Annotated in this window: 14 protein-coding genes; 7 read left to right on the top strand and 7 right to left on the bottom strand. The window is 72.3% G+C overall.

From position 1 onward, the window contains the following. Positions 1-8: 8 nt before the first annotated feature. The 4 genes from JT362_RS14480 to JT362_RS14465 all read right to left on the bottom strand — a co-directional run bounded on the left by JT362_RS14480 (position 9) and on the right by JT362_RS14465 (position 3,757). Positions 9-1,805, bottom strand: a complete 1,797-nt coding sequence (locus JT362_RS14480) for a VMAP-C domain-containing protein (protein ID WP_260191714.1) — start codon at positions 1,803-1,805, stop codon at positions 9-11. An 84-nt stretch (positions 1,806-1,889) separates the two neighbouring features. Beyond that, positions 1,890-2,228: a hypothetical protein gene (locus JT362_RS14475; RefSeq protein WP_260191713.1), complete on the bottom strand. Its 339-nt coding sequence runs from the start codon at positions 2,226-2,228 to the stop codon at positions 1,890-1,892. A gap of 114 nt (positions 2,229-2,342) precedes the next feature. After that, positions 2,343-2,471, bottom strand: a complete 129-nt coding sequence (locus JT362_RS14470; RefSeq protein WP_260191712.1) for an LPFR motif small protein — start codon at positions 2,469-2,471, stop codon at positions 2,343-2,345. Between the two features lie 56 nt (positions 2,472-2,527). Then, positions 2,528-3,757, bottom strand: a complete 1,230-nt coding sequence (locus JT362_RS14465) for a D-arabinono-1,4-lactone oxidase (RefSeq protein ID WP_260191711.1) — start codon at positions 3,755-3,757, stop codon at positions 2,528-2,530. Positions 3,758-3,832: 75 nt separating this feature from the next. Between JT362_RS14465 and JT362_RS14460 the strand changes: the two genes are divergently transcribed. The 7 genes from JT362_RS14460 to ptsP all read left to right on the top strand — a co-directional run bounded on the left by JT362_RS14460 (position 3,833) and on the right by ptsP (position 10,501). Next, entirely contained in the window at positions 3,833-4,477 is a 645-nt protein-coding gene (locus JT362_RS14460) for a DUF4230 domain-containing protein (RefSeq protein WP_260191710.1), read from the top strand. 82 nt (positions 4,478-4,559) lie between these two features. Further along, positions 4,560-5,570 carry a 1-phosphofructokinase gene (gene pfkB / locus JT362_RS14455; protein WP_260191709.1) on the top strand — a complete coding sequence of 337 codons (1,011 nt, stop codon included), beginning with the start codon at positions 4,560-4,562 and terminating at the stop codon, positions 5,568-5,570. Between the two features lie 11 nt (positions 5,571-5,581). Further along, the gene (locus tag JT362_RS14450; RefSeq protein ID WP_260191708.1) at positions 5,582-7,069 is read left to right on the top strand and encodes a PTS mannitol transporter subunit IIBC; all 1,488 of its coding nucleotides are present in this window, start codon (positions 5,582-5,584) and stop codon (positions 7,067-7,069) included. After that, positions 7,062-7,514, top strand: coding sequence for a PTS mannitol transporter subunit IIA (locus JT362_RS14445; RefSeq protein ID WP_260191707.1), 453 nt, complete (start codon positions 7,062-7,064; stop codon positions 7,512-7,514). Before JT362_RS14450 ends, JT362_RS14445 begins: the two co-directional genes overlap by 8 nt. Then, complete coding sequence (locus tag JT362_RS14440; protein WP_260191706.1) at positions 7,511-8,551, top strand: zinc-dependent dehydrogenase; 1,041 nt, start codon at positions 7,511-7,513, stop codon at positions 8,549-8,551. The genes JT362_RS14445 and JT362_RS14440 overlap by 4 nt, the downstream gene beginning before the upstream one ends. Positions 8,552-8,583: 32 nt before the next feature. Next, entirely contained in the window at positions 8,584-8,865 is a 282-nt protein-coding gene (locus tag JT362_RS14435) for an HPr family phosphocarrier protein (protein WP_260191705.1), read from the top strand. After that, positions 8,858-10,501 (top strand): phosphoenolpyruvate--protein phosphotransferase, encoded by a 1,644-nt coding sequence (gene ptsP / locus JT362_RS14430; RefSeq protein ID WP_260191704.1) that lies wholly within the window; start codon positions 8,858-8,860, stop codon positions 10,499-10,501. Before JT362_RS14435 ends, ptsP begins: the two co-directional genes overlap by 8 nt. On the opposite strand, the gene JT362_RS14425 is transcribed toward ptsP, so the two are convergent. The 3 genes from JT362_RS14425 to JT362_RS14415 form a co-directional block, all read right to left on the bottom strand. Beyond that, entirely contained in the window at positions 10,498-11,409 is a 912-nt protein-coding gene (locus JT362_RS14425; protein WP_260191703.1) for a sulfite exporter TauE/SafE family protein, read from the bottom strand. The two genes, ptsP and JT362_RS14425, sit on opposite strands and share 4 nt — an antisense overlap. Before the next feature lie 93 nt (positions 11,410-11,502). Next, entirely contained in the window at positions 11,503-12,438 is a 936-nt protein-coding gene (locus JT362_RS14420) for a hypothetical protein (protein ID WP_260191702.1), read from the bottom strand. 101 nt (positions 12,439-12,539) lie between these two features. Then, positions 12,540-14,840, bottom strand: a complete 2,301-nt coding sequence (locus JT362_RS14415; RefSeq protein ID WP_260191701.1) for a PEP/pyruvate-binding domain-containing protein — start codon at positions 14,838-14,840, stop codon at positions 12,540-12,542. Positions 14,841-14,843 lie beyond the last annotated feature (3 nt).

Genomic DNA, 14,843 nt, shown 5'->3' with positions numbered 1-14,843 from the left:
GTATCCCCTTACTGTTGAGTCGGGATTAACGGCTGGTCGAGAACGATTACTCTTTTCGGATCGTCCCACATTACCACCAAATCGCGAACCAGAGAATCATTGAACGGTACAGTGAACGGCGTATTCGCCATTTTCCGGCGGTCCGGCAGCTCGAGGAAACCGCGCGCGCCGTCGAGCAGCCAGGTCACCAACTCGCGGAGGTCCTCGGCGGTGGCGTCCGGGTGCCAGAGGACCACGGGCAGGCCACCGCGCAGGGCGGCGGTCAGCCCGTCCGGCGGGGCACCCGGTTCTCGTTGGGAGAACGGAGGTTCCGCCAGTACCAGGCCCACCCAGCGCTCGGCGCTCAGCACGGCGTCGATGGGATGCTCCTCGGTCGGTACGGAATAGTGGATTCGGTCCGGGGACGGATCCTCCAGCATAGAGTCGAACCGGAGGTGCCAGGCACGGTGCCAATACCTGGCTTTCATCCGTTCGAGTGAACGCACACTGATTCTGTAGTCATACCGAAGCGGCCGCGGTTGGCCGGACGCGTGTTCCTTGTGCCACCGCTGCACGGGCAGGTGCAGCAATGCCCGGGGGAGCAGGAATTCCACGGCGGCCGAGATGCTCTGCCCGGACCACACGCCCTCCGCGTCGAGGATGACGTCGTCGACCCGGAACTCCACGTCGTCGAGCAGGACCTCGCGGACGGTGCCGAGCGTCGGCGGCCACACCTCCGGGTCGTCCTGCCGCCAGTACGCGAGCGTGCAGCGCTCCGGGTCGATCGGGTCCGGCTCCAGCATGATCGTCAGGTACAGGTGCGGGCGGTCCGGCAGCGGCGCCTGGGCCGCTCGCCGCTCCTCCACCGCGGACCCGAGCCGCATCCGGCGGGTCTGGTCGCCCAGCCATGCGGTGACCGACGCGGCGACGTCGGCCGGCACGTCGTCGACCTCCTTGACCAGCAGGGTCAGGAACGCGAAGGCGGGCGGGACCCCGTCCGGGCCGGCGTTGAAGTCCCGCAGGTAGTTGAACGCCTCCCAGGCGTCGCGCACCTCGTCCTGCCGGGGCGCGGGAATCGCCGGCCCGGCGGCGCGGCTCACGATCAGCGCGAGCCGAGGGGACTCGACGAGCGTGAGGCAGTCGCGCAGGGCGTTCAGCTCCGCGGGCGGGAGCAGTTCCAGCACGGGACCGGGCGGCTCGATCCGCATCCGTTCGGGTGACGGCGATTCCGGCGCGAGCGAGGCCCTGTCACCCAGTAGGCGTAGCCGGGCGGTCCCGGAGAAGGTCTTCACCGTCACGTCGATCCGACGGTACGACTCGGGCACCATGCCGGGGTCGACCTCGATCACCTCGGTGAAGAACTGTTCGGACGAGATGAGGGCGACCATCCGGTCGGACTCGGCCAGCATGGCCTTCGCGGCGGGTGCGTCCAGGATCCGGAACGCGAGGTCGACCGCGGCGCCCACCCAGCCGTTGCCGTCGTGCAGGACGTCGCCGGAGGTGATGCCGACCCGCAGCTGGAACTGCGCCTGGGGAATACGGGTCGAGTTGTACCGGCGGAGCGCGGCGACGATCCGGTCCGGCAGCCGGTCGGCGACCGTGCTCTTGGCCGTGTCGGGCGGGAGCAGGATCAGCATGCCGTCGCCCCGATCCTCGGTGGCGCACGAGTCGTAGTCGACACCCGACTCCGTGAACGCCTTGTTCAGCACGTCGTACATGCCGTTGCGCACGTCCAGCCGGTCGGGCAGGTTCCGCGCCTGGTGCGTGAATCCGGGGACGTCGACGACCACGATCGTGCGGTGGAGAGCCGGTGTCCTCAACGTCACTGGCCATCCCTCCCGGCAACGGCGTCGGAGCGATTATGGCGCCACGCGGCGCGGTGGATCACGTCAAATGACGAATTCGATTCGTCAGAACGAGATGTCGCCTCGGATGTCGCGGGCCTGGACGACCTTGCCGGAGACGGTTCCGGAGATCTGGTTGTTGACGCCGCCGTGCTGTTCGACCGAGGCGGTCCGCCAGCGTTCGCGCAGTTCCGCCGCGAAGTCGGGGTCCTCGGCCTCGGCGCGGGCCAGTTCCTCGCCGAGCGCGGCCACTTCGGGGGAGTCGGCTTCGGCCCCTGCCGCGGCCTCCAGGGTGCTCACCGCTCCCGGCCGGTCGGTGAACTTCCGCTTGACGAACTCGTAGAGGCCGCTCACCGCCTTTCCGGCGAGTGCGGCGGCGATCGAGATCAGGACCGGCTCTGGCATCTGCGTCTCCCCGGGTGTGCGCTCACACTCACGGTAGCAACGCGAACACGGGCGCCCACCCGCTTTCGCGAGTGGGCGCCCGTGTTCGCGCCGAAACTCCTGCCGGTACTCCGGTCAGTACGCCCTGGTGCGACGACGGCCGAAGAGTCGGCCGATGACCCGGAACGGCAGGGTCACGACGTTCACGACCGTGCCGATGACGGCGCTCAGTGCGCTCTTGCCTCGACGAGCTGGCCTGGTCATGGCTTGTCTGCCTCCTTCAACGGGATTCGGACAACTGCGGAATACCCGCACGGGTGTCACCCAAACGTGCCGAAAAGACGGCTCAGGAACGGATTGTCGAACTTGCCGGTGGGATCCACGGCGCGTCGGAGTTCCCCGAAATCACTCCACCGCGGGTATCGCGACGCCAGGTCCGTGCCGGCGAAGCACTTGCCCCAGTGCGGGCGCGCGCCAAGCGGGAGCAGGGCCGCCTCGAGGTCGGGCAGCAGGGCGGCGACGGCGGCCGGCCGCTGGCGCCAGGTGAAGTGCACGGCGATCGAGTCCCGGCCGTGTGCGCCGCTGAGCCAGAGGTCGTCGGCGGCGACGGAGCGGATCTCGGTGACGTGCAGGACCGGGGACACCCGCCCGGCCATGGCGCGCACCCGGGCGATCGCCTCGGGCGCGGCCTCGCGCGGCACCAGGTACTCGCTCTGCAGTTCCTCGCCGCTGCTCGGCTTGTGCGTCATCCGGAAGTGCGGCAGCCGGTCCAGCCACGGACCGGGCGCGCCGAGCTGCTCGGTGACGGCGTCCACCGACTCGGTCGGGATCATGTGCAGCGGCGCCGTCGCCGGGCCTGCGCCGAACAGGTCTGCCGGCGGCGCGGTTGTCGTGCTCTTCACCCAGACCTGGCGCAGGTGGTCGCCGGTCCAGTCGGTGAACAGGCTGACGCTGTACCCGGCCGACATCAGCGCGTCGAGCTCCGCCATGCCCGAGGGCCACGGCACCTCCGGGTACACCGTCTGCCGCACGTCGAAGGCCGGCACCACGTCCAGCACCACGCGTACCACCACCCCCAGCGCGCCGAGGGCGACCACCGAACCGGCGAACTCCGGGTCACCGCGCAAGACCCGGCGCGGCTCCCCGTCCGCGCCGACCACGTCCAGCGCCGCGACCGAGGTACTCAGGCAGCCGTTGCGGTCGCCGGACCCGTGCGTGCCGGTCGCCACCGCGCCGGCCACCGAGATGTGCGGCAGCGACGCCAGGTTCGGCAGCGCCAGGCCCCGCGCCCGCAGCACCTCCGCCAGGTCGCCGTACCGGGTCGCGGCCGGCACCGTGACCCGGTCGCCGGCCACCTCGACGTCCCCGGGCAGCGCGTCCAGCGACACCAGCACGTCCGGGGTGTCGGCGACGTCGGAGAACGAGTGCCGCGAGCCGAGCGCGCGGATCCTCGGCGTCCCGGCCACCAGCTCCCGCAGCTCGGCCTCCGTACGGGGGCGGGCGATCCGACTTGCCCGGTAGGTCAGGTTGCCGGCCCAGTTCCGTTCCATGCGCCCAAGTATCCGGGTGGGTTCGGTGGCCGGACGGGGTACTCCTCGCCAGGTGGAGCCAGTGAGGAGGCCGGCATGTCCGAGACGAACCTCAGTCCACTGTGGAAAGTCGCCAGCAGCGTCTGCGCCGTGGCCGCGGTCGTGGCGCTGCTGTTGTGGCTGGTCAGCCGGCTCCCGGAGCTGAACCCGTTCGCCGAGGAGACCGTGGACCGCAGCGGACCGGCGATCCTGCAGTCGGTGCGGGACCTGAGCCGGTACCACGCGGCTGCGGGGGACTTCCAGGTCGTCGTGGACCTGGAGCAGGACGTGCCGTGGCTGCCGGACATCATCGCCGGCGAGCGGACGCTGTTCGTGGCGGCCGGCTCGGTCGACGCCTACGTGGACCTCGGCGGGCTGGCCGACGACGCGCTGACCGTCGACGAGGAGCGCCGGACCGTGCGGGTCGAGCTGCCGCCGGCCGAGTTGGCGAAGCCGAACCTCGACCAGGAGCGCAGCTACGTCTACGACCAGGACCGCGGCGCGTACAACCGGATCGAGTCGCTGTTCAGCACGCCGGACCAGCGGGAGCTGTACGTGCTGGCCGAGGACAAGATCGCCGACGCGGCCGAGCGGACCAGGCTCACCGAACGCGCCGAGCGCAACACCAGGACCATGCTGACCGGCATGTTCTCCTCGCTCGGCTACACCGCCGAGTTCGCTGGGGAGCCGAGCGTGTCCTGAGCACGACCCGCTCGATACCGACTCCGTACCGTGCCGCTGTTGACGTGCACCACCCCTTGCATGTAAACACAGCAATACAAACATGAACGGCGGTAAAACCACATACGCGGGTGGTGCGGATTTGATCGTTACTCTCACACTCAATCCGAGCCTGGACCGCACGATCGAGATCGCGCGCCTGACCAGGGGATCGATGACGCGCGCGACGGCCACTCGGCTCGATCCGGGCGGCAAGGGGGTCAACGTCTCCCGGGCGCTCGCCGCGCACGGGGTGCCGACCCTCGCGGTGGTGCCGTGCGGCGGACCGGAGGGCGAGCAGCTCACCGAGCTGCTGAAGCTGGAGGGCATCGACGTCGGCGCGGTGCCGGTGTCCGGGCGCACCCGCTCGAACGTCAGCCTCGTGGAGCCGGACGGCACGGTCACCAAGGTCAACGAGCCGGGCGGGTCGCTGCGCCAGGAGGACCTGGAGCGGGTCGACGAGGCGGTACTGTCCGCGGCGGTGGACGCGGACTGGGTGGTGGCGAGCGGCAGCCTGCCGCCGGGGGTGCCGGACACGTTCTACGGCCGCCTCGGGCGCCAGCTCAACGAGTTGGGGGTCCGGTTCGCGGTGGACACCTCCGGCACGGCGCTGGCCGAGGCGCTGGAGGCGGGTCCGGCCCTGGTGAAGCCGAACCGGGACGAGCTGGCCGAGACAGTCGGGTTCCGGATCGACACGGTCGCCGACGCGATCCGCGCCGCGGAGGCGATGCGGGCGGCGGGGGCGGAGGCCGTGCTGGCCAGCCTGGGCGCGGACGGCGCCGTGCTGGTCGGTGAGCGGGGGGCGCGTTGGGGCGAGTCGCCCGTCGACCGCGGCCGCAGTGCGGTCGGTGCCGGCGACGCGATGCTCGCCGGGTATCTCGCGGCCGGCACGTCCGGCTCGGAACCCCTGGTGGAGGCGTTGTCCTGGGGCGCGGCGGCGGTTCGGTTCCCCGGCAGCCGCATGCCCGGACCGTCCGATGTGGACCGCGCGAGGGTGCGCGTCCACCCGACCCCCGATCTTCTGCGGCCGCTGTCCGGGCCGCACCACGAACACGGGATGGAGCAGATTCGATGACGAATGTGTCCATGGCTGAGATGAAGAACCTGCAGGGCAACGGCTTCCGGGCGAGAGTGCAGCGCTTCGGCGGCTACCTGGCCGGGATGATCATGCCGAACATCGGCGCGTTCATCGCCTGGGGCCTGATCACCGCGATGTTCATCCCGACCGGCTGGACGCCCAACGAGACGCTCGGCGGCCTGGTCGACCCGATGATCAAGGTCCTGCTGCCGGTGCTGATCGGCTACACCGGCGGCCGGATGGTGCACGGGCAGCGCGGTGCGGTGATCGGCGCGGTCGCCACGATGGGCGTGGTGGTCGGCGCCGAGCAGCCGATGTTCCTCGGCGCGATGATCATGGGCCCGCTGGCCGCGCTCGTGCTCAAGGGCTTCGACAAGCTCGTCGAGGGGAAGATCAGGGCCGGCTTCGAGATGCTGGTCAACAACTTCTCCTCCGGCATCCTCGGCGGCGCGCTCGCGCTGGTCGGCGTGGTCGGCATCGGCCCGATCATGGAGGCGCTGACCAACGCCGCCGGCAACGCCGTCGACTTCCTGGTGGACAACAGCCTGCTGCCGCTCGTGTCGATCATCGTGGAGCCGGCCAAGGCGCTGTTCCTCAACAACGCGATCAACCACGGGGTGTTCGGCCCGCTCGGCGCGGACCAGGCGCTGGAGACCGGCCAGTCCATCATGTTCATGATCGAGACCAACCCCGGTCCCGGTCTCGGCGTACTGGTCGCGATGTTCCTGTTCGGCCCGAGGAAGATCCGGCCGACCGTGCCCGGCGCCATGATCATCCAGTTCCTCGGCGGCATCCACGAGATCTACTTCCCGTACCTGCTGATGAAGCCGAAGCTGATCATCGCCGCGATCGCCGGCGGCATGGCCGGCGTCGGCACCGCGATGATCACCAACTCCGGTGTGGTCGCCGCCCCGGCGCCGGGCAGCATCTTCGCCTACCTGGCGGTCACCCCGCGCGGCGGTCACCTGAGCGTGCTGCTGTCGATCGCGGTCGCGGCCGGGGTCTCGTTCATCGTCGGTGCCATGCTGCTCAAGTTCGGCCGGGGCGCCGACGACGACGATCCGGCGCTGGCGGCCGCCGTCGGCTCCGGCACGCCGACCGTGCCGGACAGCGGCGCTGGCACCGATGCCGGGACCGAGTCCGCGGGCGGTAGTGGCGCGATCTCCACGACGACTACCACCTCGACCAGGCCGGTGATCTCCGGCAAGGAGGTCACGAAGCTGATGGTGGCCTGCGACGCCGGGATGGGCAGCAGCGTGATGCTGGCGAGCCAGCTGCGGACCAGGCTCAAGCCGTACGGCGTCACCGTCGAGCACGTGCCGATCAACGACCTGCCGGCCGACACCCGCCTCGTGCTGACCCACGCCGACCTCGCCGACCGGGCCAGGTCGACCGTGCCGCACGCGGTGGTCATCCCGTTCCAGATGTTCCTCGGCGACCCGATGTTCGACGAGGTGGAGAAGGCGATCAAGGAGGGCGGGGAGTTGCGTGGCTGACGCGGAAGTGCTGTCCCAGGAAGGGATCCGGCTCGGTCGGACCGCGACCGACAAGTGGGACGCGGTGACCCAGTGCGGTGCGCTGCTCGACGAGCTGGGCGCGATCGAGCCCGGCTACGCCGAGACGATGCACGAGCGTGAGCGCTCGATGTCGACCTACATCGGCGAGGGCGTCGCGATCCCACACGGGACCGACGCCAGCCGGGCGCTGGTGCGCCGGACGACCCTTGGCGTGCTCCAGTTCCCCGACGGCGTGGACTGGGACGGTCAGCGGGTGACCATCTGCGTGGCCATCGCGGCCAAGGGCGACGAGCACGTAGCGGTGCTCTCGTCACTGGCCCAGATCCTGATGGACCCGCAGCAGGCCGAGCGGCTGCGTACCTCGAGCAATGTCGAGGAAGTGCACGCGCTGCTCGCATCGATCGGGAAGGGCATCGAAGTATGAGGGTGGCGCGTTTCTACGCCCCTGGAGACCTGCGGCTGGAGGACGCCGAGGCGCCGAACCCGGGTCCGGACGAGGTGAAGATCCGGGTGCGGCAGTGCTCGACCTGCGGCACCGACGTGAAGATCTTCAACCACGGGCACCACCACCTGGTGCCGCCGAGGGTCATCGGTCACGAGATCGCCGGCGAGGTGGTCGAGGTCGGAGCGAACGTCGGCGGCTGGGCGAGCGGCGACCGGGTGCAGGTGATCGCCGCCGTGCCGTGCGGGAAGTGCTACGAGTGCACGCACGGACTGATGACCGTCTGCCCGAACCAGACCTCGGTCGGCTACCACTACGACGGCGGGTTCGCCGAGTTCCTGGTGGTGCCCAAGGCCGTGCTGGACGTCGACGGGCTGAACCGGATCCCGGACGGCGTCGACTTCGCCGAGGCGTCGGTCGCCGAGCCGCTCGCCTGCGTGCTCAACGGCCAGGAGATCGCCGGGGTCGGCGACGGCGACGACGTGGTGGTCGTCGGTGCCGGCCCGATCGGCTGCCTGCACGTGCGGCTGGCCCGCGCGCGCGGCGCCCGGCGGGTGTTCCTGGTGGAGCTGAACCGGGCCCGGCTGGACATGTCGGCCGCGGTGGTGCACCCGGACGCGGCGATCTGCTCGGCCGAGGTGGACGCCGTGGACGAGGTCCGCAAGCTCACCGATGGCCGGGGCGCCGACGTGCTGATCACCGCGGCCGCGTCCGGCGCCGCCCAGGAGGAGGCGCTGCAGATGGCCGCCCGCGGCGGCCGGGTCAGTCTGTTCGGCGGCTTGCCGAAGGACAAGCCGACGATCACGCTGGACGCGAACCTGGTGCACTACCGGGAGCTGAAGGTGGTGGGTGCCAACGGGTCCAGCCCGAGCCACAACAAGAAGGCGCTGGAGCTGATCGCGTCCGGTCAGGTTCCGGTGTCGGACCTGATCACCCACCGACTCCCGCTCGCCGACCTGCACGACGCCATCAAGCTGGTGTCGAGCGGGCAGGCCATCAAGGTGACCATCGCGCCGTAGGTTTCTCGGTAGGTGTTTCTCGAGGAGGAGACATGCCAAGCAGGGACGTCGTCGTCGGATCCAGGGTCGGGCTGCACGGGCGGCCGGCCAAGACGGTCGTGGGCGTCGCCGCCGCGCAGCCGGTGGCCGTGCGGATCAGTACCGCGGGCAAGCCGGCGGTCGACGCGAGCAGCATCCTCGCGGTGCTCTCGCTCGGCGCGAAGGGCGGTGACACCGTGACCGTCGAGGCCGACGGCGACGGCGCCGAGGCCGCACTGGGCGCCATGGTCGAGATCCTGGCCCAGGACCTGGACGCCGAGCCGGCCGATGCGTGACGCGCTCACCGGTCTCGGCGTGAGCCCGGGTCGCACGGCGGGCCCGGCGTTCCGGATGGCGGCGCCGCCGACCCTGCCGGACACCGTGCCGGCGGTCGCGGACGTCGAGGCCGAGAAGACGCTGGCCACCAAGGCGCTCACCCAGGTGTCGTCCGTGCTCGAGGAACTGGCCGCCCGGGTGGACGGCGAGGCCGCCGAGGTACTGGCGACCGAGGCGATGATGGCCGCCGACAAGACCCTCGCCGACGCGGTCGCGGCCGCGGTCGCCGGCGGCCGGCCGGCCCCCTGGGCGATCGCCGACGCGATCGGCGCCCAACAGGAGACGTTCACCCAGCTCGGCGGCTACTTCGCCGAGCGGGCGGCGGACCTGGCCGACATCCGGGACCGCGCGGTCGCGCACCTGCTCGACGAGCCGATGCCCGGCCTGCCGGTGCCCGGCCGGCCGTACGTGCTGACCGCCGACGACCTGTCGCCCGCCGACACCGCGCTGCTTGACCCGAACTCGGTGCTGGCGATCGTCACCCGGCGCGGCGGGCCGACCAGCCACACGGCGATCCTGGCCAGGGCGCGCGGGCTGCCGGCGGTGGTCGGCTGCGCGGGCATCCTGGACGTCGAGGACGGTGCGGCCGTGTCGGTGGACGGCACCACCGGCGAGGTCACCGAGATCGACGAGTCCGAGGTGGACGGCGTGCGGGAGGCCGCGGCCAGGGAGCGGGAGCGACTGGCGGCGCTCACCGGCCCTGGCCGCACCGCCGACGGGCACGCGGTGCCGCTGGTGCTCAACGTCGGCGGTGTCGCGGACGTCGTCGCCGACGCGGAGGGCGTCGGCCTGTTCCGCACGGAGTTCCTGTTCCTCGGCCGCACGTCCGCGCCGTCGGTGGCCGAGCAGGAACGGGCCTACGCGGAGCTGTTCGGCGCGCTCGGCGGCCGCAAGGTCGTGGTGCGGACGCTGGACGCCGGGGCGGACAAGCCGCTGCCGTTCCTCGGGCTCGCGGCCGAGGAGAACCCCGCGCTCGGCGTGCGCGGCCTGCGGGTCGCCCGTGCGCACCCGGAGGTGCTGGCCGAGCAGCTGGAGGCGATCGCCCGCGCCGCGAACGCGACCGCGGCCGACGTGTGGGTGATGGCCCCGATGGTCGCGACCACGGCGGAGGCGGAGGAGTTCGCCGCCGCCGTGCGCACCGCGGGCCTGCCGGTCGCCGGCGCCATGATCGAGGTGCCGGCCGCGGCCCTGCGGGCGAACAAGCTGCTGGAGGTCGTCGACTTCGTCAGCATCGGCACCAACGACCTCAGCCAGTACACGCTGGCCGCCGACCGGATGAACGGCGACCTGGCCGACCTGCTCGACCCGTGGCAGCCCGCGGTCCTGGAGCTGGTGGCGTCCTGCGCCGACGCCGGCCGCTCGACGCACAAGCCGGTCGGCGTCTGCGGCGAGGCGGCCGGTGACCCGCTGTTGGCCCTGGTCCTCGTGGGGATGGGCGTCACCAGCCTGTCCATGTCCGCGCCGAGCGTGCCCGCCGTGCGCGCGATGCTGGCGGCCCACACGCTGGCCGAGTGCGAGCACCTGGCCCGCCTGGCCCTCGACGCCCCGGACGCCGTGGCGGCCCGCCAGGCCGTCGCCGCCGCCACCAACGGCTAGGACGCGGTCGCCGCCTCGGTCTCGGCGGCGGCCCGCTCCTCGCGGCGGTCGGCCAGGTAGGCGCGGACCGAGTGGGTGATGGCGGCGGCCCAGACGACGAGGACGACGCCGTACACCGCGTACCGGAGGCCGTCACCCGCGTCGATCCAGTCGCTCTTGAGCAGGGTGCGGACGTTGGTCAGGATGATGACGCCGCCGACCGCCGAGCCAAGGATCCTCGGCGGCAGGTGCCGGACCAGCCAGGCGGCGATCGGCGCCGCGATCACGCCGCCGATGAGCAGCGCGAACACCCAGGTGAAGTCGATGCCCGCGGAACCGAGGCCGACGAGGAACCCCGCGCTGGCGGCGACCGCGATCAGGAACTCGCTGGTGTCGATCGACCCGATCGTCTTGCGCGGCTCCAGGCGGCCGCTGGCCAGGATCGCGGGCGTGCCGACCGGGCCCCAGCCACCACCGCCGGTGGAGTCGACGAACCCGGCCACCAGGCCTAGCGGGGCGAGGAAGCGCTTGCGCAGCGGCTTGCCCAGGTTGTGCTTGGGCAGCCCGAACGTGGTGAACCGGGCCAGGATGTAGACCCCGAGCGCGAGCAGCAGGATCGACATCACCGGCGCCGCCGCGTCGGTGGACAGCGAGGACAGGAACGTCGCGCCGGCGAACGCCCCGACCGCGCCCGGCACGCCGATCTTCGCGACGACCTTCCAGTCGACGTTGCCGAACCGCCAGTGCGCGAGCCCGGACACCAGCGTGGTGCCGATCTCCGCCAGGTGCACGGTGGCCGACGCGGCCGCCGGGTTCGTGCCGATGGCCAGCAGCAGCGTGGTGGAGGTCACGCCGTAGGCCATGCCAAGGCTGCCGTCGACGAGTTGTGCGCCGAGGCCAACCAGGGCGAGTAGGACGAGCTGTCGCATCGGGCCACCTGTTCGGTCGGGTCTTCTCCGATGCCATTGTGGGAGGTGCTTCCAGAAAATGGCAAGCACGACCACAATGTGAAATACCCGTCGTCAGCGCCAGAGCGCCGGGTACCAGATGAGGTCCATGAAGGCGAGCAGCCGCACGTCCCAGTACAGGACCGTGAACACCCCGGCCGCCACCAGCCCGGCCGCGGTGACCGTGCTCGCCCGGGACGGCGTCCTGGACAGCCAGCGCGCGAGCCGCCCCCCGAACACACCGGCGACCAGCGCCAGCAGCACCGCCATCACCACGATGTTGCCGAGCGACTGCAGCACGAACGCGCCCGCGCCGTAGAGCGGGTCGCCGCGCTCGGCCGCGTCCACGAACATGTGCCGGAACAGCGGGAACGGCCGGCCGATGAGGAAGCCGCCGACCAGCGCGCCGAGGAACACCATCCGGGCCGTCGGGCGCTCGGCGAACGGGTCGGGCACGATCCGCAGCGCCGCGAGCCCGAGGTACAGCATGGAGAGCCCGATCAGCCCGAAGACGACCATCGACTGGACGAGATAACCGGGCACCACGCCCGGCGTCCTCGGTCCGGAGGCGAACTGCGGCATCGAGGTTCCCACCAGCCCGACGAGCACCCCGTACAGCGCCGACACCGCGACCATGCCGACCGACAGCCACAGCAGCGGCCGCAGCGTCGCCCTGGTCCGGTCCCATCCGGTGGGTGCCCGCCCGAGCATCGGCGCCATCGTGCCGAACACCGCGATGTTGCACGCGGTGAAGGTGCCCGCGAGCCCGGAGATGAACGCGAACAGCACCCCGGCACCGATCCCGCTGATCGCGGTGTTCTCCGCGTCGTGCCCGAGCAGCGAGTTCGCCACCGTGTCCCCGATGACGCTGTCGACGAACCGCGCCGACCACAGCACGGTCAGCAGGAACCCGGCGACCGCGGACCACCACACGACCCGCCACCGCCGACGCGGCAGGGTCTCGTCCACCCCGGGCTGTTCGGGGCTTGCCTGGATCTCCGCGATGCTCATGACACGCTCTCCCTCGGCGGGGGCCGGAAACCGTCGCGAAACGACCGTACGGCGAGAAACCCGCCGTGCCGACGGCGTTCCAGGCGCGGGCCAGCGCCGTTCTATGCCTCGTGGAGCGGGACCACAGTGCCCGCGGCCCCGTCGACCCGCACGCGGTCACCGGTCCGGATCCGGGTGGTCGCGTTGCCACAGCCGACCACCGCCGGGATGCCCAGCTCCCGCGCCACGATCGCGGCGTGCGACAGCGGCGCGCCGACGTCGGTGACCACCGCGGCGGCCCGCGGGAACAGCGGCGTCCAGCCCACGTTCGTCAGCGGCGCCACCAGGACCTCGCCGGGGCGAAGCGCCTCCGCCTCCTCGACGGTCGACACGACCCGGGCGGTGCCGGTGACCACGCCTGCGCCACCCGGGTGCCCGGCGATCGCGTCGTCCGCCGGGGGCGGGGTCGCGGTCTCGTCCCACACGTCGCCGCGGCGGTCGTCGCCGGCGGCCCAGGACTCCGGGTCGAAGCGGCCGCGGATGAACGTCGGGTACGGCGGCAGCGCGCGGTACCGCTCGTAACGCGCCCGGCGCTCCTGGATCGCCGGCGCGGCGGTCCGGTCGCCGCCGAGCAGGGCCAGCGTTTCGTCCACGCTCAGGAAGAACGTGTCCTCGCCGGTCAGCTCGGCCGCGCGGAGGAAGAACGCACGGAACACCCAGAACGATCGGACGAACTCCGAACGGGCGCGCTCCCGGTTCCGGCCGGACGCCGCCGCGCGGGCCAGCGCCCGACGCAGGCCGGGGGCCTTGCGCGGGTGCCGGGACTCCAGCCGCCGCCAGGCCGCCGCGCGCACCTCGGCCTGCCTGGCCAGCAGCTCCTCCGGATCGGTGCCCTGCTCGGCGGTCAGCTGACGGTCCAGCCACCCCGGGTCCTCCGCCGGCCGGGGTGCGGACAGTTCGAACTCGTCCGGCCCGCGATGCCCCCACGCGGCGACGAACTCCGCGCGGGACAGCGTGCCCCGGCGCACCGCGGCCAGCCCGAGCACCGGGCCGAGGCTCTCCAGCGAGTCCCCGGCGCCGTGCAGACCGGTCAGCAGCGCCGTGGCGTCCTGGTCACCGACGAGCCGGCGCAGGCGGGCCGCGAGCCGGTGGCCGCCCAGCACCGAGCGGGCGCCCGCCTCGAAGGCCGGGCACCGTTCCCGCAGCAGCACCGCCACCTCCGACCGCCACAGCGCGCGCAGTCCGTCGGCGTCCGCGACCGCGATCCGCTCGCGCAGCGCGCGGCAGTGCGCCGGGTTCGCGGCCACCAGCTCCGGCAGCCGCCGCCGGTAGACCGCCGAGGCCCGCACCATGGGCACCGCCGCCCGGACCGCGGCCAGGACGATCGCCGCGCGGGACATCGGCAGCGGCGGTACCTCGACACCCGGCGGGAGCGGACCGAGCGTCGCCTCGTTCGCGCGGCGCACCAGCCGCCCGAGGCCGAGCGCGGCGCCGGCCGCCAGCGCGGTGCTCAGGTTCAGGTAGTACCGACCGCCGATCCGCCCGGCCGTCGGGTGCGGCCCGACCGGCGGCGGGATCAGCGGCAGCGCCACCGACCAGGTCGCCGGGGTCATCACGCTCGGGATGCCCTCGCCGAGGTTCGCCGACGTCCACATGTAGTCGCCGAGCAGGCTGTCGTTCCAGGACTCGCGCATGGTGGTCACCGGGCGGGCCTGGAGGACCGCGACCCGTCCGTCGTGCAGTGCCCACTCGACGTCCACCGGCAGGCCGTACAGTTCTTCGATCCGCCGGCCGAGCGCGGCCAGCTCCAGCGCCCGGGCCTCGTCGAGCAGCGGGTTCGTCCGGGACGTCACCCGCCCGCCGGACACCACCGCCGTGTCCGGGGTGACCTCCCCACCGACCAGCGTGTCCCCCAGGCCGGGCGCGGCGTCGATCACGGTCTCGTCCCGCGCGCCGGTGACCGGGTTCGCGGTGAACAGCACGCCGGACACCTCCGCCGGCACCATGCGCTGCACCACGACCGCGAGCGCCAGTCCGTCCTCGGGGATCCCGTTGCGGGCGCGGTAGGCCACCGCGCGCTCGGTCCACAGCGACGCCCAGCAACGGGCGACCGCGTCGGTCACCGCCTCGGTTCCCGTCACGTCCAGGAACGTGTCGTGCTGGCCGGCGAACGACAGCTCCGGCAGGTCCTCGGCGGTCGCCGACGAGCGCACCGCGACCGGGCCGCCGCCGAGCGCGGCGTAAGCCGCCGCGATCTCCGCCGCCGGCACCGTGCCCGTCCGGAACGCGTGCGTGGTGACGTGGAAGCCCGGCGACACCGGCAGCCCGGCCCTGGTCAGCCGGGCGAGCGAGGCACCCTTGCCGCCCACCGTCGCGAGGTCCGCGCGGTAGTCGTCGAGCGGCAGCACCGCCGGCTGGTCCATGCG

Origin of the sequence: Actinophytocola gossypii, from assembly GCF_025165815.1 — a bacterium.
GTDB classification, from domain to species: Bacteria; Actinomycetota; Actinomycetes; order Mycobacteriales; family Pseudonocardiaceae; genus Actinophytocola; species Actinophytocola gossypii.
Note: the sequence above shows the minus strand (reverse complement) of the source record. Positions and strands in the feature narration are given on the sequence as shown.

Excerpts from the sequence above, each read along its gene's own strand:
- JT362_RS14475 (WP_260191713.1), bottom strand. The coding sequence starts at position 2,228 with ATGCCAGAGCCGGTCCTGATCTCGATCGCCGCCGCACTCGCCGGAAAG.
- JT362_RS14470 (WP_260191712.1), bottom strand. The coding sequence starts at position 2,471 with ATGACCAGGCCAGCTCGTCGAGGCAAGAGCGCACTGAGCGCCGTCATC.
- JT362_RS14465 (WP_260191711.1), bottom strand. The coding sequence starts at position 3,757 with ATGGAACGGAACTGGGCCGGCAACCTGACCTACCGGGCAAGTCGGATC.
- JT362_RS14460 (WP_260191710.1), top strand. The coding sequence starts at position 3,833 with ATGTCCGAGACGAACCTCAGTCCACTGTGGAAAGTCGCCAGCAGCGTC.
- pfkB (WP_260191709.1), top strand. The coding sequence starts at position 4,560 with ATGAACGGCGGTAAAACCACATACGCGGGTGGTGCGGATTTGATCGTT.
- JT362_RS14450 (WP_260191708.1), top strand. The coding sequence starts at position 5,582 with ATGGCTGAGATGAAGAACCTGCAGGGCAACGGCTTCCGGGCGAGAGTG.
- JT362_RS14440 (WP_260191706.1), top strand. The coding sequence starts at position 7,511 with ATGAGGGTGGCGCGTTTCTACGCCCCTGGAGACCTGCGGCTGGAGGAC.
- JT362_RS14435 (WP_260191705.1), top strand. The coding sequence starts at position 8,584 with ATGCCAAGCAGGGACGTCGTCGTCGGATCCAGGGTCGGGCTGCACGGG.
- ptsP (WP_260191704.1), top strand. The coding sequence starts at position 8,858 with ATGCGTGACGCGCTCACCGGTCTCGGCGTGAGCCCGGGTCGCACGGCG.
- JT362_RS14425 (WP_260191703.1), bottom strand. The coding sequence starts at position 11,409 with ATGCGACAGCTCGTCCTACTCGCCCTGGTTGGCCTCGGCGCACAACTC.
- JT362_RS14420 (WP_260191702.1), bottom strand. The coding sequence starts at position 12,438 with ATGAGCATCGCGGAGATCCAGGCAAGCCCCGAACAGCCCGGGGTGGAC.
- JT362_RS14415 (WP_260191701.1), bottom strand. The coding sequence starts at position 14,840 with ATGGACCAGCCGGCGGTGCTGCCGCTCGACGACTACCGCGCGGACCTC.